The organism is Rhizobium sp. R693, from assembly GCF_002211315.1.
GTDB lineage: Bacteria > Pseudomonadota > Alphaproteobacteria > Rhizobiales > Rhizobiaceae > Rhizobium.
The window spans coordinates 39136-59622 of the sequence record NZ_LOKY01000005.1 but is presented as its reverse complement, the minus strand read 5'-3'; the positions used below and the strand labels follow the sequence as shown (position 1 = coordinate 59622).

The window sequence follows — 20487 nt, the reverse complement described above, 5'->3', positions numbered from 1 at the left end:
TCTGCTATTGCCGTTCCGATAACCAGCGGCGGTAGCCTCATGAATAAGGCAGAGAAAAGCGATCAATTTGACCTGGAAGCGCTGCGCAAGCAGATTTCAGACATCAACCGACCCAGCGAAGACGCGAATGAAGAGGCCCAGTCGGAGCCGATCAATAGCTATGCCCGTCAGATCGCCGAGCAATTCAGCGCTGGAAACCGTTCGCCTGCCATCATCATCGGTCAATTCCGCCTGTTCGAATTTGCTTCGCAGTTTCTGATCGGGCTGCTTGTATTCCTTCTCTGGCAGGGCAATGAGGCGGAGACACTTTTAGGCCGCTCTATCGCGGCCGCGATTGTTGCAGCTCTCCTCGTATGTGGACTCCAGATCGCCGACACCTACTCGATCCCCGCCTTGCGCACGCGTCTACGCCTGCTGCCACGCGTCTTTGCCGTGTGGGGTTCGGTCTTCGTGATCGTCACTGGTGCAAACGTACTCGCCGGCAATGTCAGTTCGCCAGAGGTGCCGGCCTACTTTATCTGGTTCGTTATCGGCGCGATCTTCCTCCTCGCCTCTCGCTTCCTGATGGCTTATGGCATCCGCAACTGGTCGCGTAACGGTATCATGGAGCGCCGCGCAGTGATCGTGGGCGGCGGAGCTCCGGCCAAGGAGCTGATCCGAGTCCTCGAACAGCAACCCGACAACGATATCCGGATCTGCGGCATCTTCGACGATCGCGGCGAGAAGCGCTCGCCGATCATGGTCGCGGGCTATCCGAAGCTCGGAACGGTCGCCGAACTGGTCGAGTTTGTCCGCATCACGCGCATCGACATGCTGATCATATCGCTTCCGCTCAGCGCCGAGGCGCGCATTTTGCAGCTGCTGAAGAAGCTCTGGGTCCTGCCGGTCGACATTCGCCTTGCCGCTCACGCAAATCGCCTGCGCTTTCGTCCGCGCGCCTATTCGCGCATTGGGGCGGTCCCGATGCTCGATATCTTCAACAAGCCGATCCGGGATTGGGACTCGGTCGCCAAGCGCTGCTTTGACATCTTCTTTACGCTTCTTGCACTCGCGCTTTTGTGGCCGATCATGCTGGCAACAGCGATCGCCATCAAGCTGACCTCGAAGGGTCCGATCTTCTTCATGCAGAACCGGCATGGCTTCAACAACGAGATCATCCGGATCTTCAAGTTCCGTTCGATGTATGCCGACAAGGGCGATCCCACCGGTCGTGCCGCCGTCACTAAGGGTGATCCGCGCGTCACACCTGTCGGACGCTTCATTCGCAAGAGTTCGATCGACGAGTTGCCGCAGTTGTTCAACGTGCTGAAGGGCGACATCTCCTTGGTTGGGCCACGCCCGCACGCCATTCTCGCCCAGGCGCGAGACCGCCTCTTCGGCGATGTCGTTGAAGGCTATTTCGCGCGCCATCGCGTGAAGCCCGGAGTGACCGGCTGGGCACAGATCAATGGCTGGCGCGGAGAGGTCGATCACGACGACAAGATCAAGTTCCGGACGGCCTACGACCTCTATTACATCGAGAACTGGTCGCTCTGGTTCGATCTGAAAATCTTGTTCCTCACGCCCTTCCGGTTGTTCAATACGGAAAACGCCTATTGAGCGCGATCGAGGCAACACCTCTGCGCGTTGCCCAGCCGCAACGAGCAACGTTGCGGCTCCTTGGTTCGGCGATGGTCGCCTTTGGCGTCTTCCTCTCCGGCTTCGTCATCGACGAACCCGCACCCTACGAGTTGTGGATGGCCGCCCTTCTCGCCATCTGGTTCATCCTGGGTCTTAGGATTTCGCGCTTCACGGCGCCGCTTCTCGTATTGCTGCTTGCCTTTAACGTTGGCGGGATGCTTTCGCTGACGCAAATGAAGGATCTCGGGACTGGGCCGATGTATGTCGCGGTCTCGACCTTCCTCACGCTCACGGCGATCTTCTACGCAGCGATTATCGAGGACAGCCATCGGCGCCTCCCGCTCATTTTCAATGCCTGGGCGTTCGCCGCCGTTATAACGTCTCTGCTCGGAATCCTCGGCTACTTTCAGGCCTTCCCCGGCGCTGAGGTCTTCACGCTCTACGATCGCGCCAAGGGTGCGTTCCAGGATCCCAACGTATTCGGCCCATTCCTGGTCCCTCCATCCCTCTACCTCGTCCATGGCATTCTTGTCGGCAATTTGAGGACGTCTCCGATCAAAGCCTTTGCGTTGTTGATCCTGGCACTTGGCGTATTCCTGTCTTTCTCGCGTGCGGCCTGGGGTCTCTTTCTTCTCGGCATTGTCCTTCTGGTCTTCTGCATGTTGCTCAAGGAACGCACCGGCGCGTTTCGCCTGCGGATCCTTATCCTGTCGCTTGCCGCGATCATGCTGTTGGTCGGGTCACTCGTCGTTGCATTGCAGTTCCCGAAGGTCAGTGCGCTCTTTTCGGCCCGCGCCCAGCTTGTGCAGCAGTATGATGGCGAACACCTCGGTCGCTTCGATCGGCACCGCATTGGCTTCACGATGATGATGGAGCGACCGCTTGGAATCGGTCCGCTGGTCTTTGGCACGATGTTCCCCGAGGACGAGCACAATGTCTGGCTGAAATCGCTGACGAGCTACGGTTGGCTCGGCTTTCTGAGCTATGTCACAATGCTTTGCTGGACGATCTATCTCGGGTTCAGGAATCTCCTCAAGGATCGCCCGTGGCAGCCCTATCTGATGATTGCATGGATCGGGGTGCTAGGGCATGCCGCGATCGGCAACGTCATCGACATCGACCACTGGCGGCATGTCTACCTGCTTTTCGGGGTCGTCTGGGGCTGCGCTGCGCTCGAACAGCGCTATAGACGCGGCCTTACGGCGTGTCGGACTTGCGAACGAGCGCCGGCGCGCTAGTCTTTGATTCATGATCACAGCCACACAAATGCGCGGCGCCCGCGCCATGACCGGAATGAGCATAGAGCAACTGGCAGCCGCATCCGGGCTGCCCGCTGCCACCATCGAAACAATGGAGCGCGACGAGCAGGACGGCGAGCCGCACGCGTTGCTCGCGGTCAAGCAAGCGCTTGAAGCGGCGGGCATCATCTTCATCGCAAGCGGCAATCACGATGAGGGCGGGCCAGGGGTGAGATTGCGGGCCCGCACAGGGGTCGATGAAGGCATCCGCCCGGAAAACCTCAATGCAGCGAACGACGATTGATCCGGCCCCTCTTAGAGACTCGAGATTACAAATAGGCCTTTGCGAGTGCCGCGAGCTTGCCCTGATCTCTGACGCCCTGTCGGTAGAGCTGTATCAGGAGCGCGCCTATGGTTTCGGCGGCCGAGGTGTTTCGTGCAAGACCACGGTCCGTGCAGACATCATCAAGTACCTCCGACAGAAGATCGAGATCGTCGGAGAAAAGCGGTAGGTCACGTGGAAGAACTGGGGATTTGAGCATGATGTCAAAGGACCCATCGGGGCTACAAACACCGGAAGACATCATCGCCGGCCGCCCATCCAGAGCCGGGATCGCGGTCACTATGCTCCCGAGCCGGCCATTTATCAACTCAACATTTCCCGCAGAAACATTTATGTGAACGCACCTGCCGAGCCCGCTTGACGCGCAAATCCGGCCTCAGTTTTTCAAGCGCTCGGAGACGCGCTGCGATTGGAGCGAGCCCTCAATGATGATCCTTGCACTAACCTTCACAACGTAGGCCTCGGCCAGCTCGGTCAGCGCCAGCGCAACTTCGTGCTCGGGCCACCCCAATGATATCGCCTTCTCGATCAGAGCTCCAAAGGGCTCAGATAAAGATTCCCGACATGTTTCACTGGTCTTCCCGTCCGCCATGCGTCGTCCACCAACAATTGCATGGCGTATATTACACACTTCTAATAATTATTCGAGTTATCGAGGCAAGCTTTGAAGAGCTCCACCACGAGCAGCGGAAATACTCGAGAACGAGCGCGCGCTCGCACCGCAACACATTGGTTTTCGACAATGTCACGATGATGACCTCCGGGCTTCTGGGGGTGCCGAAGGTTGATTTGTAAATGGTCGGGGCGACTGGACTCGAACCAGCGACCCCTTGACCCCCAGTCAAGTGCGCTACCGGGCTGCGCTACGCCCCGACCTGCCGAAACGGCCTGATCCTGTTAGTCTTTTGGGATTCCACACGCAAGAGGAAAATCGCCGGCGGTGAATAAAAAGGAATGAAGCGCGAGGAGAAGCGTGCTGCGACATAGAAAGTCCTAGGGGACCACGACGGGCGGTTCGCTTGCGTTCTCATCGAAAGTCAACAGGGCCGACTGGGCCGGTCGTAACGTGGCAGGCACTGAGCCGCCCGGTCAAGCGAAACTCTACGCGCCGACGGACGCAGAGGTTCTAGTGCACCCGGCTTGGGATCGCCTGATGAATTCGTTTCAGCGTGAACGGCTCGCTATCGCTGTGCGATGGATCCTACTTGCCCTCCATCGCCTCCCATCGTTTTTCCTTCCGCGTCTTTGGCTTCAGCTTCTTGTAGGTCCTATCGACAAAACGAAGGAACCTCGTCACATGCATCAGCCTGTCAACGATTGAGCTCAAATTCACGAGACGCTCCCCCAACACCTCGTTTGCCGTGAAAGCAATCTCGGTCGGAGAGTATTCCGGAAAGTGTGCGGAAAGCTCGGCATAAGGATTGGTCCGCTCGCGGCCAAGAATGTCGATCTTCCCGCGGCGATACATTAGTCGCAGGACCACTTGTTCGAACGTCCAGTCATGAACGTCAAAAACCTGATAGCGCTCGCTTCGCTTGGACGAGAAGCCCGCCAGGGTGACCCTTACTCCCAATTGGAGGTTGGCGAGCCAAAAGCACAACGCAAATCCGCTGGTTGGCAGACTTGTGGGTGGATAAAACGGAGCGAACACATCCGTCAGATCCAGATGCCTGACCTTCACATCACCAAATGCGGAAGCTGGGCTAGGCCTTTCGCTGCCACCGATAGTCAGATTGATGATCCCAAGGAAGCTGCCTTTATCAAAATACGGGAGAACCTTGGACACCTTGCCGCTTTTGACAAGGTTGGCTCCCTGTGCTCCGCTTCGCGACACCAGAACGGCAGCGCGCGTAAAGGGTTCGCTCAGGACCTTGTAGACCTTGTTGAAGAAGACAAAGAGCGTGGTCTCAGGAAAGCGCGACGTCAGCTCATCAATATCGACCTCGTCGCTGTTTGCGACCAAGACGATATCGCTGTAGCCGAGAAAAAATGATCTCCAGTCCTCCGAGTTGATTGCCGCTGCAGGAGTGGCGTTCATCGCTTCTAGATCGCTGGTATCAGATCTGCTCATCGTCCAAACCGTGTTTATGTTGTCGCACTAAAGGAATGCGTGCACGACAGTTGCGCGATCGCCGTTCCCACTTCTTCGCCTGTCCTGGTTTTCACCAGCCGCACCGGCATCCAACAAAGACGCCAAAAGGCACCGTTTCTCTACACCGCTCGTCCCTATAACGGTGCCTCGGGCGATACGGAAGCCCACAAGCAGGCTACTCGTGCCGATCCAACGAACTTAGCTTGACGAAAACGCCGACATTCAAGCATCACACCGGCGCGAACTGAGGATCGATCGCGAGCGCCTTGTCGAGCCACTTCTGGGCATACTCGACATCCTGCCAGTTCTTGAACCAAGGGCCGCCGTTGGTGTAGTGAACACCCTTGGGATAGCCGGCGGACGGCTTCGAGCTCCAGCCTTCCAGCCAGTTCCACTCTTCCGGAATCTCCCCGATCTCGCTGTCATCTGCCCATTGAAGGCGGTGAAGAAACGCACCGGTTTCCGCATTGACGCGTTCCGGCGTCAATTTGCGGGTGGAGGGATGGCCGCAATTGAAGAGCATGAACGAGGACCAGTTCTTCCGCGGATAGGTTGTCTGGACCTTTCCATCCATCTTCACGCTTTCCTTCGGCGTGTAATCATGATGGACGCAGGCAACGGCATGGTCTTCATTGCGATACTGCAGTAGGTCAGCGACGTCGCCAAAGAACAGGAAGTCGCAATCGCAAAACAAGGCCCAGCCTTTGTAATCGGCAAGCCATGGCGTAAAGAACCGGGAATAGGTGAATTCCGTCGACGCCAATGGATCGACCGCGCGAGTGTAGACGCCACGATCGATCAAGTCTTGTAGCTTGATCGGATGCACATCAACCTCGATCGAGGCATGTTCAAGCAGCGATTTCTTCGCGACTTCATAGGCGATATCTTCGCGTGAATCCCAACCGATATAGACCGAAAGTTCTGCCATGCGCACTCCCCTTTTCTTCAGTAATCAGCGGCCGATGGAACACTCGGCGCTGTTCTTGTCAGCGCCGATTGCTGCTAGCCGCGCATCGAAACGATGATGCCCTTGGGCGCATTGAATGCCCCTACTGCTTTTTACGGTCGAGCGTGAGAAACGCTCCTCTGAGCTCAAGTCCAATTTGAGCAAATGTGAATAACAAATGTAAACAACAAAACTCACCTTAAACGACAAAAAATGTGGACACTTCGCGATCTACGCGCGCCTCAAGTGGGTATCCGGCAATTTGGAGGGGATCGACGCAGCAGTCCACAGGGCATGCGAAACTGATCCATGCGCCGAAGCCCGTCCCGCCCCAGCCTCCCCGGGGATTGTTGCGAACGACCTCGGCATCTTCTAAGAGCGCCATGGCGAACAGGCCGTCAGCAGCACAATGTGGGCTCGGCTTTTCGGGCAAACCTAGGATGACCGAGCCGACGTATTCTGTGCGATATAGCAGTCCCGTGGCGCGCGTCAGTTGCCAAGGCCGCTTGCTTTGTGTCTGCTCATTGCAGACCAATCAAAGGCGAATCGTTGCCAAGATGGGGAAAGCTGACCATGAAAACCCTGCAAGCAATAGCAATTATGGTTCTGAGTTCGGCATGTATAGGTGCAGCGCAGCCGCCAACGACGACCGGCGATTTTGGCGCCCAGACGTTGGCGCTCATCAATGCTTACAGGGCGAGCCGCGGCCTGTCTCCGCTGGCCGCAAATGGCACTTTGAAAGCATTGGCCCGACAACATAGCCAATATCAAGCAGTCCGAAGAGCCATCAGCCACGATGGCTTCCGCCAAAGATCGGCTCAGGCAAGGGCTGCAGGCCTCAGTGTGGTGTGCTCGGAAAACGTCGGTGTTGGATATATGACGCCGCAGCAGCTCTTTTCCGGATGGAGGAACTCCCCAGGTCACAACACGAACCTGCTTCGACCCAACCTGCGGTATGCAGGAGTATCCGTAGTCGGAGGCTACTCGACTTTCTTCGCTTGCAGATAGTGTCCCATAGATTTTGACTGAACCTGCGGACCGCGGGAACCTGCAGCCGCCGGCATCCGGATCGAAAACGCTTGCTCGCCCAGCCCTCCCCGAATAAGAAACCTGCGAAACACGAGGGATAAGAGCATGCAGATCGAGATCCCCTGCCCGAAATGCAGGAACACCCGAATGAAATTCGAGCGGCCGGAGCCCGTCGACACCGATATCCTTGTCTGCTTCACCTGCGGGCATGAACTCGGGACACTGGGTTCGGTCAAGGCAAAGATGCTTGCCGCTTTTGAGCGCATGAAGAAGCAGGCGCGGCAACAGCGCAAGCACTAGCAGCCGCTATTTGACCAACGCAACGCGGCCGTCGGGGCCGGTGTCGACACGCCAGCCCCGGTAGTCGGGGATTGAAAAATGCGGCGTTACGAACGGCGTCGTATGCGTTTCGGTAATCACCGTCACATCGGCGCCCGCCGCTTCGCCAGCGAGAATTCCGGCAACGGCATCCTCGAATACCAGACATTTCGTCGGATCGACGCCGAGGCGCGTTGCGCCCAGCAGGTAGCACTCCGGGCTCGGTTTGCCGGCCGCCACTTCTTCACCGCTCACCATCGCCACCGGCATCGGAATGCCCGCCACCGCCATGCGGCGTCGGGCGAGTTCGATCGGAGCCGAGGTGACGATCGCCCATTTTTCCAGCGGAATGCTGTTCAGGAAATCGATCGCGCCGGGAATCTCGATGATGCCTCCAACGTCCTCCATCTCCTCCTTCAGCAATTGCCTTGCCTCGTACTCCGGATCGACGCCCGGCAGCGCCAGCTGGCGAATGACGTCGGATGCGCGAATGCCGTGGATCGTCTTGAGAAAAACCTCCGGTTCGAATCCATGCCGTATTGCCCATTCGCTCCAGACGCGTTCGACCACCGCAATCGAGTTCAACAGCGTACCGTCCATGTCGAACAGGAAGGCGTCGTAGAATTTGCCCGGAACGAAATGAGACGCGATCACGAAGGTTTCCTTGGTACTGACTGAAATCGAACTCGGTGCCAACGTATAGACACCCTACGGCGCGTGCGCATCCGCCGAGCTGGCGACGCTTCACTCACTGAGCCGTTGCTGCGCCGCGCCGGCAAACAGGGTCAACGAACCTGATCCAATAAGCGCTTGCATTCGAGGAGATCGTAGAGCGCTTCCTGTAGCAGAGCCCGATCCTCCTTGCCGACGCTCGACTTGCCGATCGAGATCTCGGGGGACTCTTCATCACTACCCCCGAAATTGAAAAAGCGCCGTGTGATCGGCGGCTTGGCGCGGCCGACGACCTGGTCCTCGTCGGATATTCCGACCCGCGGTTCGGCAGAATCGGCGCCATCCTGCTGACCGCCTGTCAGCGCCTGCACGCTGGCGAGATCGCCATGTCCGATCGAGATGACGAACTTGTTGCCATTGGTCTTCAGAAGCTTCTGCACGCCCTTGATCGTGTAGCCGTGGTCATAGAGCAGGTGGCGAATGCCCTTCAGGAGATCGATATCCTCGGGCCTGTAATAGCGGCGACCGCCGCCGCGCTTCATCGGTTTGATCTGAGGAAACCGCGTTTCCCAGAAGCGCAAGACATGCTGTGGAAGGTCTAGGTCGTCCGCCACCTCACTGATGGTGCGGAACGCATCGGGGCTCTTATCCAACATCCTTACTCCCTACGCGGTCTCGGGGTGCGCCGCGCGTCTGTTCGGCTGGTGAGGCGCAGCTGTGTCTCACGAACGTCAGAACCGAGCCGCGACTCATCATATTTCAACGGTTTGACGCCGCGAATTCAAGTCACGTCTTGAATACCGCACAGATCGTTCAGGGAGGATTGCAGATTGTTGTCGCCGAGCGAGAGGAGATTCCCTCTCTTCAGCCCGATCAGGAAGCCGGATTCGCGGCCTTCTGCTTGGTTTTGCGCAGAGTATGCGCCTTGAGAATCCGCGTCTTCAAGACATTGGACGCCTTGAAAGTCATGACGCGGCGGGGAGAAATCGGCACTTCCTCGCCGGTCTTAGGATTGCGACCAATCCGCTCATTCTTGTCGCGCACCTGGAAGGTCGCAAAAGACGAGAGCTTGACGGTTTCGCCGCGAACAATCGCGTTACAAATCTCGTCGATGACAGTTTCTACGAGCTCGGCAGATTCGGTTCTCGAAAGACCGACCTTGCGAAAAACCGATTCCGCCAGGTCTGCTCGCGTCACTGTCTTTCCGGTCATGGTTTCCCCGCCCATTTGCCAATTATATTATGAAAGCGAACAAAGAGTATTTGTCTTGCGCCTCACGGTCAAGCTCTTGTTCGTCGGTAGTTTTTTGGATTTTCGCGTTACCAGCGCAGGAGCGCTGCGCCCCAGGTGAAGCCGCCGCCCATCGCTTCAAGCATCACCAGATCGCCTTCCTTGATCCGGCCATCGCCGGCGGCCGTGGCCAGCGCGAGCGGAATCGAGGCCGCAGACGTGTTGCCGTGAAGATCAACCGTAATGACTACTTTCTCGGGCGCGATATGCAACTTCTTGGCGGAGCCGTCGATGATACGGCGATTGGCCTGGTGCGGTACGAGCCAGTCGAGATCGTCAGCCGTCGTCCCGGTCGCATCGAAGGCGGCCTGAATGACGTCGGTGATCATGCCGACCGCATATTTGAAGACTTCGCGGCCTTCCATGCGCAGCTTGCCCACAGTACCTGTCGTCGAGGGCCCGCCATCCACGTAGAGCTTTTCCTTGTGGGAGCCGTCGGAGCGGAGATGCGCCGTCAGCACTCCACGATCCGCAGTCGTGCCCTCGCCTTCCGCTGCCTCGAGCACGATCGCGCCGGCGCCGTCACCAAAGAGGACGCAGGTCGTCCGATCGTTCCAGTCGAGAATGCGCGAGAAGGTCTCGGCACCGATCACCAGCACGCGCTTGGCGAGGCCACCGCGGATATAGGCATCGGCCGTCGTCACGGCATAGACGAAACCCGTGCAAACGGCCTGGACGTCGAACGCAAAGCCATGGTGCATGTCCAGGCGGTTCTGAATGTTGACGGCGGTCGCCGGGAACGTGTTATCCGGCGTCGAGGTGGCACAGATGATGACATCGATGTCGGCTGCCGTCAGACCGGCTCTGTCGAGCGCCGCGCGCGCCGCAGCCTCACCGAGCGACGACGTCGTCTCCCCCTCGCCGGCGATGTAGCGCTGGCGGATGCCCGTACGCTGGACAATCCATTCGTCTGATGTGTCCACGACATCTTCCATGTCGCGATTGGTCATAACGCGTCTCGGAAGTGCGGCTCCGAACCCGCGAACAACTGAACGGATCATATTGCTTAAACCCCGTCGCTCATGCGGCTTCCGGCCCGATCGGGGGCAGCCGCTTGGCATGATACTTTTGAAGATCGTTTTCTATTTTCTGATTGAGGCCATTCTTGGCCATGTCGTAGCCGACCTCGATGGCAGCAGCGATGCCTTCGGCGTTGGCGCCACCATGGCTCTTGATGACGACACCGTTGAGGCCAAGGAAGACGCCGCCGTTCACACGGCTCGGATCCATCTTTTCGCGCAACATGTCGAATGCGCCCTTGGCGAAGAAGTAGCCGATCTTGGCAAGCAGCGTGCGCGACATTGCGGCGCGCAGATATTCGCCGATCTGGCGCGCCGTGCCTTCGGCCGCCTTCAAAGCGATATTGCCGGAGAAGCCTTCGGTAACGACAACGTCGACGGTCCCCTTGCCAAGATCGTTTCCTTCAACGAAGCCATAGTACTCGAGCGAGTCGACGTTTGCCTCGCGGAGCAGGCGACCTGCTTCCTTCACTTCTTCCTGGCCCTTGATCTCTTCGACACCGACGTTCAGCAAGCCGATCGTCGGACGTTCGATCTCGAACAGCGCACGGGCCATTGCCCCACCCATGAGGGCAAAATCCAACAGCTGCTGTGAATCCGCGCCGATCGTCGCGCCGACATCAAGCACGATGCTCTCGCCCTTCAGCGTCGGCCAGATCGCAGCGATCGCCGGGCGCTCGATGTTGGCCATCGTACGCAAACAGAACTTGGCCATCGCCATCAAGGCGCCGGTATTACCGGCAGACACGGCAACGTCGGCTTCCTTCGTCTTCACCGCCTCGATCGTCCGCCACATGGTGGAAACATAGCGACCACGGCGAAGCGCCTGGCTCGGCTTCTCGTCCATTCGGACGGCCAGTTCGCAATCGTGGAAAACGGTCTTTTCCTTAAGCTTCGGAAACCTGTCGAGAACCGGCTCGCATTGTTCCTTCAAACCATACATCACGAATGAAATATCGGGATGTCTTTCCAGTGCCTTAGCGGCGCCGGGGATGACAACCTGGGGACCATAGTCGCCACCCATGAGGTCGATAGAAATTCTGATCACGCGTCCCTGATCCTTATTTTTCGCCTCCGGCGGGCGAAATTTCGGCCAAAATACCGGTTTTCCCGTCGCTTACAACTGAATTGTGTCAAATCCCCAACGGGGTTCAGTCCTTTTTCCAATCCTTCAGCACGGCGAAGGCGGACGGCTTTTTATCGCTTTCTCCGGTGTCTTCTGTGTGACCAGCGAACTCAACGCCTGGCTTGCGCGGATAAGGATCGATCGCAAGAGCCGCAAATTCCGTCACCACCTCACCTACATCGATCGTATCGCCGGTAAAACTCTCGGGAAGGTCCGGACCATCAGGGTCGAGTACCATTTCACCTGCATCGTTGGCCGGTCGACGCGCGAGCTTCGAATTCTCGGGCACGAAGATCTGCTCGAAAGTCTCGTCGATTGCAGAAGGGACAGGATCAAGGGTGACGATGCAGGATTGAACAATATTCGCCTGAACCCTGCCTTTCATGCGGATACCGTCGCGCTTCCACCGCGCGATCTGGAGCTCTGCCTTGAGGCTGTCCACGGAAAGGACATTCCAGCTCTTGGCAAGATCCTCCAACTCCCGTTTGTCTGCCTCCAGGCGCACCTCGACAGGATTGGCCGATATATGACCGACGTTTACCAGATAGGAGAACGGCACATCATCTCTCTTGTTCTTCATCGTCTTTTCCTCAGGCAACCTTCGGGAGCGTCGCGGAGCCTGTCGCGATGACGTCTTCCGACTGAGACGAAAGATTGTCCTCGGCAGCAAACATCCAGTCTGCGAGGCCGCGCATATCAACTGGCTCATCCGCCTGGGGGTGAATGTTCCGGACAAGTGCTGCAGCAAGCCCTTCGGTGTCCCTGATGTCCATCGCCTTGGAGTAGGCCTCCAGGCGGCCATAGAACATGCCGGCCAGCTTCTTCATGCGTTTCGGCACGCTGTTGTCACCAATCCCGAGCTCACGGATGGAGTAATCGATATCCTCGAAGAAAGCGTCGACGATTTCCTGCGCGATCTCCTGACCACTGGTCCCGGACGTTCGCGTGCGCCGGAAGAAGAGGATCATCACCGCCGAGAGCATTTCGAAACGCCCCATGACCGTATCCGGGACGTTCAAGCGCTCATAGAGTGCCGGCATCCGCGCGGCCGACGTCAATGCTTGATATTGCCGATCTACGATTGCCTGGTTGTTGTTTTTCTTGCCAAAGAGCCCGAAGATCATCGTTTTTTCCGGAAAGGCCTCATTCTTGGCGCCAAGCGGCGTCCGGCCTTGTTGCATGATTTCGAAAGCTGGTTTACCGAAGCAGGCGCGAATTGCAATGCCGAAGGTGGCCACTTTCGGGACAGCACCCCATCTGTCCGCATGAGCCAACGGGACATCTCACCCCGGAATGGCCACAATGGTTTTGCATCAGCGATCTGAGGCCGGTGGCTGCCATTCATAATTTTAGGGAGTAGATGTCGTTGACGAAACGGTATTTCAAGTCTGACAAAAAATTCCTCAGCAATGCCGCCATTGCCATCATGATCGCCTCCGCCGGACTCTCAGGCTGCCAGACGCAGACCGTCCTGAACGGTGGATATGTTGCCGACGAGCAGTCCCTCAATCTCGTACCGGAAGGATCGAGCCGCGAGCAGGTTCTCCTATCCCTCGGCACACCGTCCACAACGGCGACGTTCGACACCGAGGTCTTCTACTACATTTCGCAGCGTCGCGAACGATCCATGGCCTTCCAGAAGCTGAAAGTCGTCGACCAGAGCGTTCTGGCGATCTATTTCGACAAGGACGGCATCGTTACACGCCGCGCGAACTACACGCTCAAGGATGGCAAGGTATTCGATACGATTAACCGCGTTACCCCGACGGGCGGCAAGGACTTCACCTTCCTGCAGCAACTCCTGTCGGGCGGCAGTGCCGCGAACGCTGCCAAGGGCCTCTTCGGTGGCGGCACCTCGCAGCCGGCCTCGCCGCAGAACCCGGCCAGCTTGCGCTAGCGGCGTCAGAACTCTCAAAGAAAAACCCGCCGGATCGCTCCGGCGGGTTTTTTAGTGTTCGTGGTTAGCCTCAGGCCAGAACCGCAAGAAGCAGAAGTGCCACGATATTGGTGATCTTGATCGCCGGGTTGACGGCCGGACCGGCTGTATCCTTGTAGGGGTCGCCGACCGTGTCGCCGGTGACCGAGGCCTTGTGAGCGTCGGATCCCTTCATGTGGCGAACACCGTCCTTGTCGACGAAGCCGTCCTCAAAGGATTTCTTGGCGTTATCCCACGCACCACCGCCCGAGGTCATCGAGATCGCAACGAACAGGCCGTTGATGATTACGCCGAGCAGCGATGCGCCCAATGCCGCAAAGGCAGAGGCTTTCGAGCCGGATATGATCAAAACGCCGAAGTAGACGACGATCGGCGCCAGCACCGGCAGGAGCGATGGAATGACCATCTCGCGGATGGCAGCCTTCGTCAGCAGGTCTACGGCCCGGCCGTAGTCAGGACGCTCCGTCCCAGCCATGATGCCCGGCTTTTCGCGGAACTGCCGGCGCACTTCCTCGACGATCGATCCGGCCGCGCGCCCTACAGCGGTCATCGCGATACCGCCGAAGAGATACGGGATCAATCCACCGAACAGCAGGCCGGCGACGACGTACGGATTCGACAGCTCGAACGAGATCGTGCCGATATTGGCGAAGTACGGATACTGGTCGCCATGCGCTGCAAAGTACTGCAGGTCATTCGAATAGGCGGCAAACAGCACCAGCGCGCCGAGACCGGCGGAACCGATCGCATAGCCCTTGGTTACTGCCTTCGTCGTGTTGCCGACCGCATCAAGCGCGTCGGTCGACTTGCGCACCTCAGGCGGCAGATGCGACATCTCGGCGATACCGCCGGCGTTGTCCGTGACCGGTCCAAAGGCGTCGAGGGCGACGATCATGCCTGCGAGACCGAGCATTGCGGTTACCGCGATGCCGGTTCCGAAGAGACCGCCGAGCTGATAGGTCGCCAGAATACCGCCCACAATGACGATCGCGGGCAGCGCCGTCGATTCCAGCGAGACCGCAAGGCCCTGGATGACGTTCGTGCCGTGGCCCGTCACCGATGCCTGAGCAATCGAATTGACCGGACGCTTGTTGGTGCCGGTGTAGTACTCGGTGATGACGACGATCAAAGCCGTGACGACAAGACCAACCAGTCCGCACGCGAACAGATTGGTCCCCGTGATCTCTGCGCCGCCGACGGTGCCGACAGGGCCCCAGCCGATCGTCAGCGACGTTGCAGCACCGAGACCGATGATCGACAGCAGGCCGGTGACGATGAGGCCCTTGTAGAGAGCGCCCATGATCGAGCCATTGCTGCCGAGCTTGACGAAGAAGGTGCCGATGATCGAGGTGATGATGCACGCGCCGCAGATTGCGAGCGGATACAGCATCGCCGATTGAAGAAGGGGCGCGCCGGCGAAAAAGATCGCAGCGAGAACCATCGTCGCGACGACGGATACGGCATAGGTTTCGAAAAGGTCGGCCGCCATGCCGGCGCAATCGCCGACGTTGTCACCGACGTTATCGGCAATCGTAGCGGGGTTGCGCGGATCATCTTCGGGAATGCCTGCTTCCACCTTGCCGACAAGGTCACCGCCGACGTCTGCGCCCTTGGTGAAGATACCACCGCCGAGACGGGCAAAGATCGAAATCAGCGACGCACCGAAACCAAGCGCGACCAATGAATCGATGACTTCGCGAGAGCTGCCTTCGTGCCCAAGCACGACAGTCAGAACATAGTAGTAGATGGACACGCCCAGAAGGGCGAGGCCGGCTACCAGAAGCCCGGTGATGGCACCCGACTTGAATGCGATCTCAAGTCCAGCAGACAGGCTCTGGGACGCGGCCTGAGCCGTGCGAACGTTGGCGCGCACCGAGACGTGCATGCCGATGAAGCCTGCGGCGCCGGACAGAACCGCGCCGATGAGGAAACCGATTGCAGCCGTGCCGGAGAGCAGCAGCCAGGCTGCAATGAAAACAACGATGCCGACGATTGCGATTGTCTTGTATTGGCGCGTCAGGTAGGCCTGCGCACCTTCACGAATATAGCCTGCAATTTCCTGCATGCGTTTGTTGCCCTGATCGGCGGCAAGCACCGACCGGGTTGCCCAGATGGCATAGACCACCGAGAGCAGACCGCACGCTATTACCCATAAAAGAATGCTCATTTCGCTCTTTCCTCCAAAAGAGCCGGAGCTCACTCCCTCTCCGGCTGCGAACACGCCGACTCGATTTCCTCCCACAGAAATGCTGCAACGTCGGCCGGAGATTGCGTGGAGGAAAACGGCGCGTCAAGCCCGCAAGGGCCAAAAGCCCTTGCAGCACAATGGGAACGGAGAATTTGGGGAGGTCGAGCCTGCCGGCCCGGCAGAACGCTACTTCTTGGCTTCGCCGCGGACCTGCTTTGCGATGCGGTCAAGCACGGCGTTGACGAGCTTGGGCTCATCGTCGCTGAAGAAGGCCTGAGCGATTTCGACGTATTCCGTCACGATGACCGCGACGGGAACATCCTTGCGATCCAGGATTTCAAAGACACCGGCACGCAGGATCGCGCGGACGGTGCTATCGAGGCGCGACAATGCCCAGTCGTCCTGTAGAGCGGACGCAATCATCGGATCGAGGCGACGCTGCTCTCGCACGACGCCGGAGACGATGGAGCGGAACCAGGAGGGGTCGGCCTTGAGATAGGTCTCGCCATCGAGTTCCTGGCCGAGGCGATGCGCCTCGTATTCGGCCACGATCTCCAGCACGCCGGTGCCACCAATATCCATCTGGTAGAGCGCCTGAACAGCAGCCAAGCGCGCAGCACCTCGCTGATTTGCAGTCTTGACCGGACGCTCCGAGTTCTCGTTGTTCATTCGTTATGCACCCAACTTCTTCTTCAGCTCGATCATTGTGAGAGCTGCACGGGCGGCAAATCCGCCCTTGTCCTTGTCCGAACGGCGGGCGCGAGCCCATGCCTGATCGTCATTCTCAACAGTCAGAATGCCGTTGCCAATGGCAAGGGATTCGCTCACAGCGAGATCCATCAGAGCGCGCGAGGATTCATTCGACACAATATCGAAATGGTAGGTCTCGCCGCGGATAACCATGCCAAGGGCGACATATCCGTCATACTGCGTACCATCATTATCTGCTCCGTCGAGCGCCATGGCAATCGCCGCCGGAATTTCGAGAGCGCCGGGAACGGTGACGACCTCATAGGTGGCGCCGGCCTCCTTCAAGGCGAAGGTCGCGCCTTCAAGCAAGGCATCGGCCATGTCGTCGTAGAAGCGTGCTTCGACGATCAAAATGTGGGGAGCGGTTTCTCGCGCCATGCTTCACCTTCGCAGCTAGAGGACTTCGCCATTCGGCAGGCCGCGGTCAAAACATGCCGCGACCGGAATGGCAAGCAAATTCCGAACTTGTTTTGGATGCAAATCCGGAATCACGGCAAGGACATGGTGGACGATCCTCGCATCACCTTGTGCCGGCGACGGCCCCGCGCCTCGAAGATGGCAAATGAAGGGCGATTGTCATGAACAATTTGTGACTAAATTCCAGATACTTGTTGGTTGAAGGCGGATGATCCGGACACCTATTTGAGCTGTGTAACGCTGGCGATCCACCACCAACGGCCGATCGCTAGAGCAGATGAAAGGATATTCCCATGAATCGCGTTGCCGCCATCGCCTCCGCAGTCGCTACCCTTGCCTTCGCAGATGCCAGTCGTGCGGAGAGCTTAGACACGAACGCCCCCTGGGGAATCGAACGAACGCTCCGAAGCTTCAGCGGCGGAAATCTCGACGTTCGGCAGGTGTACGATCACGGCGGTTCGGGAAATATAAGAGAACCGAAGTCCCATACCGCACGCAGCGTGAGCGATATCCAAATGATCCGCGCTGCCATTGCGGTGAACAAGCCTCTCGTGCATCAACGCAACGCCAGAGGCGTACTGCTGGGAAACATCGTCAACGCTGACCAGGCCGCGGATGGCGGCATCACCGTCTACTATCGATGAAAGCAAGGGCGACAGCGAAAGGATGTCGCCAGCATGATGCTTTGTGGTTGTATTTTCTCGCGGGATGGTGCCTCCTCTCCCGAAACAGGAGAGAGAAAAATGTCCGGCGTATCGAAGCCCGTCATTAACATCGCCGATTTGAAGCTTGAGCATTGGAAGCAAGGAGACCTGTACGAAGGCGCGGACGCCTCGTTCGGCTCGCTCCTCGGCCTCGCCGGTCTCGGCATAAGCTACAACGAAGTTCCACCCGGCAAATCCAGTTGCCCATTCCACAACCATCACGTGGAGGACGAGCTGTTTTTCGTTATTGAAGGCACGGGTGAATATCGCTTCGGCCCGGACCGCTACCCCATCCGGAAGGGCGACGCCCTTGGCGCTCCAGCAGGAGGACAAGAGACCGCCCATCAGATCATGAACACGGGTTCGACTCCGCTGATCTATCTCGGCATCTCCACCAAGGCGAAAACCGAAATCGTCGAATACCCCGATTCCGGCAAGTTTCTCGCCAAGACCAATCGCGACGGGGAACAAGCGAACCGCTTTCGCTTTATCGGCTGCGAGCGTGACAAGTTAGACTACTGGGATGGCGAGCCCGGCGCATGACTTCCATCCGAGAGAACACTTCGAAATGACCAACATTCCGACCATCGAGACAGCGCGGCTACTGCTGCGCCCGCACACTGTCGACGATTTTTCAGACTACGTGACGATGTGGAGCGACGAAGAGGTGGTGCGCTTCATCGGGGGTGTGCCCTCAACCCGCGAGCAAGCCTGGGCACGCATGCTGCGCGTCGCAGGCATGTGGCATCACATGGGCTTCGGCTTCCTGGCGATCGAAGAAAAGCAGTCAGGGCGCATTATCGGGGAAGCCGGCTTCCTCGACATGAAGCGGGACATGCATCCCGTCTCCACGGAAGGCACTTTGGAAACCGGTTGGGGACTGATGCCCTTCGCGCAGGGGCACGGCTACGCCAGCGAAGCACTCACGGCGCTGATCGCCTGGGCGGAAGAACGGTTCCCCTCCAAGCCAATGACCTGCATCATCGACCCAGAGAATGGCCCCTCGCTGCGGCTTGCGCGCAAGCTCGGCTTCCGCGAGGTGCAGCGATGCAACTATAACGGAGACGTTATTCTGCTTTCGCGGTCGGGAACTCTGCCAGCCTAGCGGCATAGCGGGCCATTGTATCGACTTCGAAATTGACGAAGTCGCCTGCCTTGCGATCACCCCAGGTCGTAACTTCAAGCGTGTGACGGATCAGCAGGACGTCGAAGTCCGTGCCGTTGACCGCATTGACGGTAAGCGACGTGCCGTCCAGGGCGATCGAGCCCTTGGGAGCGACGAACTTGGCCAGATGCTCGGGCGCACGCAGGCGGAAGCGTGTCGCGTCGCCCTCTTCGGTGACGGAGAGAACCTCGGCCTTGCCGTCGACATGACCGGAAACGATGTGACCGCCAAGTTCGTCACCGATCTTCAGCGAGCGCTCGAGATTGATGCGGCTGCCTTCCTTCCACGTCCCGATCGTCGTCAGACGCAGGGCCTCTTCCCAGGCTTCGACCTCGAACCAGCGACCATTGCTGCCGTCGCTCGGCAGACCAGTCACGGTCAGGCAGATGCCGGAGTGTGAGATCGAAGCGCCCATGTCGATGGTCGCCGGATCGTAGGCAGTGGCGACACGCAGCTTGATGCCTTCCTTGAGCGAGGAAACGGATTCGATCGTGCCGACGTCGGTGACAATTCCGGTAAACATCAAAGCTCTCTTTCGTATTCGTCCAGGCGGTCGTCGCCAAGCGTGAAGGTGCCCCTATGCAGGAAACCCGATGGCATATCGGTCTTCGTCACCGGCGATTCAATACCGTCCTGACCGATCACCGCCGGGCCTTGATAAAGCAGGATGCGATCGACGTACCCGGCATCAAGGAAGAGTCTCGCCGTCCGCGCACCGCCTTCGACGACAAGCGAGGAAATGCCGCGCGAAGCGAGCGCAGGCAGCAGCTCGTCCGGGCGGTTGGGATTGCATTGGACCACCTCGACGCCCGCCTGATCCAGAGCGTCACGGCGCGCGAGAAAGGCTTTGTCCTCGCTTTCATCAAAGCGGGGCGGCTCGGTCGCAACGACGATTAGCGGCACCTGCTTGGCAGTCGCAACCAGCTTGCTGCCCAACGGCAAGGAGAGTTCTTCATCGAGCACGATACGGATCGGCGAGCGGGTCTCTAGTCCAGGGGTGCGAACCGTCAGCAAGGGATCGTCGGCAATCGCAGTACCAATCCCAACCAGAATCGCATCAGTTTCCGCCCGCAGTTTCTGCACGTCGGCGCGTGCGGCAGGCCCAGTAATCGCAATCTGCCCCTCGCCCTTTTTCCCGATCATGCCGTCGGCGGAAACCGCAAGCTTGAGAGTCACATACGGCCGGTTCTTCGTCTGCCGGGTGAGGTAGGCCGCGAGCGAACGCTTGCCTTCGTCTTCGAGAACACCGGCCTCGACCTCGATTCCGGCATCGCGCAGCATGGCAATGCCCCTGCCCGAGACACGCGGGTCCGGGTCCATGACGCTTATGACGACGCGACCGACGCCATAGGCAATCAATGCCTCCGCGCAGGGCGGCGTCTTGCCGTGGTGCGAGCAGGGTTCGAGCGTCACATAGGCCGTGGCGCCTCGTGCCAGTTCGCCGGCCTCCGCCAGAGCTTGCGGCTCGGCATGCGGGCGCCCGCCGACTGCCGTCACACCACGACCGACGATCTGCCCGTCACGCACGATGACGCAGCCGACCGAAGGATTGGTGGATGTCTGGCCGAGATGCAGGAGACCCAGGCGGATCGCCTCTTGCATAAAACGCGCGTCGTCTTCCGAAGCGCTCATGA

The 20487-nt window shown here is 58.7% G+C and carries 25 protein-coding genes and 1 tRNA gene; 9 read left to right on the top strand and 17 right to left on the bottom strand.

Annotation, left to right across the window (positions count from 1 at the left end):
- Nucleotides 1-39 precede the first annotated feature (39 nt).
- From ATY79_RS06620 to ATY79_RS06610, 3 genes are read left to right on the top strand one after another with little or no spacing between them, the layout of a single operon-like run.
- Nucleotides 40-1599: an undecaprenyl-phosphate glucose phosphotransferase gene (locus ATY79_RS06620; RefSeq protein ID WP_088691758.1), complete on the top strand. Its 1560-nt coding sequence runs from the start codon at nt 40-42 to the stop codon at nt 1597-1599.
- Complete coding sequence (locus ATY79_RS06615; RefSeq protein WP_088691757.1) at nt 1596-2858, top strand: O-antigen ligase family protein; 1263 nt, start codon at nt 1596-1598, stop codon at nt 2856-2858. The genes ATY79_RS06620 and ATY79_RS06615 overlap by 4 nt, the downstream gene beginning before the upstream one ends.
- 10 nt (nt 2859-2868) lie before the next feature.
- The gene (locus ATY79_RS06610; protein WP_088691756.1) at nt 2869-3162 is read left to right on the top strand and encodes a helix-turn-helix domain-containing protein; all 294 of its coding nucleotides are present in this window, start codon (nt 2869-2871) and stop codon (nt 3160-3162) included.
- A 25-nt stretch (nt 3163-3187) separates the two neighbouring features.
- Here the strand turns inward: ATY79_RS06610 and ATY79_RS06605 are convergent, their stop codons facing one another.
- The 5 genes from ATY79_RS06605 to ATY79_RS06585 form a co-directional block, all read right to left on the bottom strand.
- The gene (locus ATY79_RS06605) at nt 3188-3400 is read right to left on the bottom strand and encodes a hypothetical protein (RefSeq protein ID WP_088691869.1); all 213 of its coding nucleotides are present in this window, start codon (nt 3398-3400) and stop codon (nt 3188-3190) included.
- A 177-nt stretch (nt 3401-3577) separates the two neighbouring features.
- On the bottom strand, nt 3578-3793 hold the full coding sequence (locus ATY79_RS06600; protein WP_088691755.1) for a hypothetical protein: 216 nt from the start codon (nt 3791-3793) through the stop codon (nt 3578-3580).
- 204 nt (nt 3794-3997) lie between these two features.
- Nucleotides 3998-4074: transfer RNA gene (locus ATY79_RS06595), tRNA-Pro, on the bottom strand.
- Between the two features lie 328 nt (nt 4075-4402).
- Entirely contained in the window at nt 4403-5272 is an 870-nt protein-coding gene (locus ATY79_RS06590; protein WP_088691754.1) for a 3-deoxy-manno-octulosonate cytidylyltransferase, read from the bottom strand.
- 250 nt (nt 5273-5522) lie between these two features.
- Complete coding sequence (locus tag ATY79_RS06585) at nt 5523-6221, bottom strand: glycosyltransferase (protein ID WP_088691753.1); 699 nt, start codon at nt 6219-6221, stop codon at nt 5523-5525.
- A 591-nt stretch (nt 6222-6812) separates the two neighbouring features.
- Here ATY79_RS06585 and ATY79_RS06580 point away from each other — a divergent pair.
- The gene (locus tag ATY79_RS06580; RefSeq protein WP_088691752.1) at nt 6813-7247 is read left to right on the top strand and encodes a CAP domain-containing protein; all 435 of its coding nucleotides are present in this window, start codon (nt 6813-6815) and stop codon (nt 7245-7247) included.
- Nucleotides 7248-7415: 168 nt separating this feature from the next.
- Nucleotides 7416-7568 carry a hypothetical protein gene (locus ATY79_RS30765; RefSeq protein ID WP_189637096.1) on the top strand — a complete coding sequence of 51 codons (153 nt, stop codon included), beginning with the start codon at nt 7416-7418 and terminating at the stop codon, nt 7566-7568.
- Between the two features lie 6 nt (nt 7569-7574).
- Here the strand turns inward: ATY79_RS30765 and ATY79_RS06575 are convergent, their stop codons facing one another.
- From ATY79_RS06575 to ATY79_RS06545, 7 genes are all read right to left on the bottom strand, one after another.
- Nucleotides 7575-8240 carry an HAD family hydrolase gene (locus tag ATY79_RS06575; protein ID WP_088691751.1) on the bottom strand — a complete coding sequence of 222 codons (666 nt, stop codon included), beginning with the start codon at nt 8238-8240 and terminating at the stop codon, nt 7575-7577.
- 131 nt (nt 8241-8371) lie between these two features.
- Nucleotides 8372-8914: a MerR family transcriptional regulator gene (locus ATY79_RS06570; RefSeq protein WP_088691750.1), complete on the bottom strand. Its 543-nt coding sequence runs from the start codon at nt 8912-8914 to the stop codon at nt 8372-8374.
- 217 nt (nt 8915-9131) lie between these two features.
- A complete protein-coding gene (locus ATY79_RS06565) occupies nt 9132-9470 on the bottom strand; it encodes an integration host factor subunit alpha (RefSeq protein ID WP_007531489.1) in 339 nt (112 codons plus the stop codon).
- 107 nt (nt 9471-9577) lie between these two features.
- Nucleotides 9578-10549 carry a beta-ketoacyl-ACP synthase III gene (locus ATY79_RS06560; RefSeq protein ID WP_088691749.1) on the bottom strand — a complete coding sequence of 324 codons (972 nt, stop codon included), beginning with the start codon at nt 10547-10549 and terminating at the stop codon, nt 9578-9580.
- 19 nt (nt 10550-10568) lie between these two features.
- Nucleotides 10569-11615: a phosphate acyltransferase PlsX gene (plsX, locus tag ATY79_RS06555; RefSeq protein WP_088691748.1), complete on the bottom strand. Its 1047-nt coding sequence runs from the start codon at nt 11613-11615 to the stop codon at nt 10569-10571.
- Nucleotides 11616-11718: 103 nt separating this feature from the next.
- On the bottom strand, nt 11719-12273 hold the full coding sequence (locus tag ATY79_RS06550) for a DUF177 domain-containing protein (protein ID WP_088691747.1): 555 nt from the start codon (nt 12271-12273) through the stop codon (nt 11719-11721).
- Nucleotides 12274-12283: 10 nt separating this feature from the next.
- Nucleotides 12284-12874 carry a ubiquinol-cytochrome C chaperone family protein gene (locus tag ATY79_RS06545; protein ID WP_189637103.1) on the bottom strand — a complete coding sequence of 197 codons (591 nt, stop codon included), beginning with the start codon at nt 12872-12874 and terminating at the stop codon, nt 12284-12286.
- A 179-nt stretch (nt 12875-13053) separates the two neighbouring features.
- Between ATY79_RS06545 and ATY79_RS06540 the strand changes: the two genes are divergently transcribed.
- Entirely contained in the window at nt 13054-13590 is a 537-nt protein-coding gene (locus ATY79_RS06540; RefSeq protein WP_088691746.1) for an outer membrane protein assembly factor BamE, read from the top strand.
- 70 nt (nt 13591-13660) lie between these two features.
- Here the strand turns inward: ATY79_RS06540 and ATY79_RS06535 are convergent, their stop codons facing one another.
- From ATY79_RS06535 to ATY79_RS06525, 3 genes are all read right to left on the bottom strand, one after another.
- Nucleotides 13661-15796, bottom strand: coding sequence for a sodium-translocating pyrophosphatase (locus tag ATY79_RS06535; RefSeq protein WP_088691745.1), 2136 nt, complete (start codon nt 15794-15796; stop codon nt 13661-13663).
- A 207-nt stretch (nt 15797-16003) separates the two neighbouring features.
- Nucleotides 16004-16486 (bottom strand): transcription antitermination factor NusB, encoded by a 483-nt coding sequence (gene nusB, locus ATY79_RS06530; RefSeq protein ID WP_088691744.1) that lies wholly within the window; start codon nt 16484-16486, stop codon nt 16004-16006.
- 3 nt (nt 16487-16489) lie between these two features.
- Complete coding sequence (locus ATY79_RS06525; protein WP_007801069.1) at nt 16490-16945, bottom strand: 6,7-dimethyl-8-ribityllumazine synthase; 456 nt, start codon at nt 16943-16945, stop codon at nt 16490-16492.
- Between the two features lie 332 nt (nt 16946-17277).
- On the opposite strand from ATY79_RS06525, the gene ATY79_RS06520 reads away from it, so the two are divergent.
- From ATY79_RS06520 to ATY79_RS06510, 3 genes are all read left to right on the top strand, one after another.
- On the top strand, nt 17278-17628 hold the full coding sequence (locus tag ATY79_RS06520; RefSeq protein WP_088691743.1) for a hypothetical protein: 351 nt from the start codon (nt 17278-17280) through the stop codon (nt 17626-17628).
- A 99-nt stretch (nt 17629-17727) separates the two neighbouring features.
- Nucleotides 17728-18231 (top strand): cupin domain-containing protein, encoded by a 504-nt coding sequence (locus tag ATY79_RS06515; protein ID WP_088691742.1) that lies wholly within the window; start codon nt 17728-17730, stop codon nt 18229-18231.
- A gap of 25 nt (nt 18232-18256) precedes the next feature.
- On the top strand, nt 18257-18793 hold the full coding sequence (locus ATY79_RS06510; RefSeq protein ID WP_088691867.1) for a GNAT family N-acetyltransferase: 537 nt from the start codon (nt 18257-18259) through the stop codon (nt 18791-18793).
- Here the strand turns inward: ATY79_RS06510 and ATY79_RS06505 are convergent.
- A complete protein-coding gene (locus ATY79_RS06505; protein ID WP_088691741.1) occupies nt 18756-19376 on the bottom strand; it encodes a riboflavin synthase in 621 nt (206 codons plus the stop codon). The genes ATY79_RS06510 and ATY79_RS06505 overlap by 38 nt on opposite strands.
- Nucleotides 19376-20485, bottom strand: coding sequence for a bifunctional diaminohydroxyphosphoribosylaminopyrimidine deaminase/5-amino-6-(5-phosphoribosylamino)uracil reductase RibD (gene ribD / locus ATY79_RS06500; protein ID WP_088691740.1), 1110 nt, complete (start codon nt 20483-20485; stop codon nt 19376-19378). The genes ATY79_RS06505 and ribD overlap by 1 nt, the downstream gene beginning before the upstream one ends.
- Nucleotides 20486-20487: the final 2 nt, after the last annotated feature.

Excerpts from the sequence above, each read along its gene's own strand:
- ATY79_RS06620 (WP_088691758.1), top strand. The coding sequence starts at position 40 with ATGAATAAGGCAGAGAAAAGCGATCAATTTGACCTGGAAGCGCTGCGC.
- ATY79_RS06610 (WP_088691756.1), top strand. The coding sequence starts at position 2,869 with ATGATCACAGCCACACAAATGCGCGGCGCCCGCGCCATGACCGGAATG.
- ATY79_RS06605 (WP_088691869.1), bottom strand. The coding sequence starts at position 3,400 with ATGCTCAAATCCCCAGTTCTTCCACGTGACCTACCGCTTTTCTCCGAC.
- ATY79_RS06600 (WP_088691755.1), bottom strand. The coding sequence starts at position 3,793 with ATGGCGGACGGGAAGACCAGTGAAACATGTCGGGAATCTTTATCTGAG.
- ATY79_RS06590 (WP_088691754.1), bottom strand. The coding sequence starts at position 5,272 with ATGAGCAGATCTGATACCAGCGATCTAGAAGCGATGAACGCCACTCCT.
- ATY79_RS06585 (WP_088691753.1), bottom strand. The coding sequence starts at position 6,221 with ATGGCAGAACTTTCGGTCTATATCGGTTGGGATTCACGCGAAGATATC.
- ATY79_RS06580 (WP_088691752.1), top strand. The coding sequence starts at position 6,813 with ATGAAAACCCTGCAAGCAATAGCAATTATGGTTCTGAGTTCGGCATGT.
- ATY79_RS30765 (WP_189637096.1), top strand. The coding sequence starts at position 7,416 with ATGAAATTCGAGCGGCCGGAGCCCGTCGACACCGATATCCTTGTCTGC.
- ATY79_RS06570 (WP_088691750.1), bottom strand. The coding sequence starts at position 8,914 with ATGTTGGATAAGAGCCCCGATGCGTTCCGCACCATCAGTGAGGTGGCG.
- ATY79_RS06565 (WP_007531489.1), bottom strand. The coding sequence starts at position 9,470 with ATGACCGGAAAGACAGTGACGCGAGCAGACCTGGCGGAATCGGTTTTT.
- ATY79_RS06560 (WP_088691749.1), bottom strand. The coding sequence starts at position 10,549 with ATGATCCGTTCAGTTGTTCGCGGGTTCGGAGCCGCACTTCCGAGACGC.
- ATY79_RS06550 (WP_088691747.1), bottom strand. The coding sequence starts at position 12,273 with ATGAAGAACAAGAGAGATGATGTGCCGTTCTCCTATCTGGTAAACGTC.
- ATY79_RS06545 (WP_189637103.1), bottom strand. The coding sequence starts at position 12,874 with ATGCAACAAGGCCGGACGCCGCTTGGCGCCAAGAATGAGGCCTTTCCG.
- ATY79_RS06540 (WP_088691746.1), top strand. The coding sequence starts at position 13,054 with ATGTCGTTGACGAAACGGTATTTCAAGTCTGACAAAAAATTCCTCAGC.
- ATY79_RS06535 (WP_088691745.1), bottom strand. The coding sequence starts at position 15,796 with ATGAGCATTCTTTTATGGGTAATAGCGTGCGGTCTGCTCTCGGTGGTC.
- nusB (WP_088691744.1), bottom strand. The coding sequence starts at position 16,486 with ATGAACAACGAGAACTCGGAGCGTCCGGTCAAGACTGCAAATCAGCGA.
- ATY79_RS06525 (WP_007801069.1), bottom strand. The coding sequence starts at position 16,945 with ATGGCGCGAGAAACCGCTCCCCACATTTTGATCGTCGAAGCACGCTTC.
- ATY79_RS06520 (WP_088691743.1), top strand. The coding sequence starts at position 17,278 with ATGAATCGCGTTGCCGCCATCGCCTCCGCAGTCGCTACCCTTGCCTTC.
- ATY79_RS06515 (WP_088691742.1), top strand. The coding sequence starts at position 17,728 with ATGTCCGGCGTATCGAAGCCCGTCATTAACATCGCCGATTTGAAGCTT.
- ATY79_RS06510 (WP_088691867.1), top strand. The coding sequence starts at position 18,257 with ATGACCAACATTCCGACCATCGAGACAGCGCGGCTACTGCTGCGCCCG.
- ATY79_RS06505 (WP_088691741.1), bottom strand. The coding sequence starts at position 19,376 with ATGTTTACCGGAATTGTCACCGACGTCGGCACGATCGAATCCGTTTCC.
- ribD (WP_088691740.1), bottom strand. The coding sequence starts at position 20,485 with ATGAGCGCTTCGGAAGACGACGCGCGTTTTATGCAAGAGGCGATCCGC.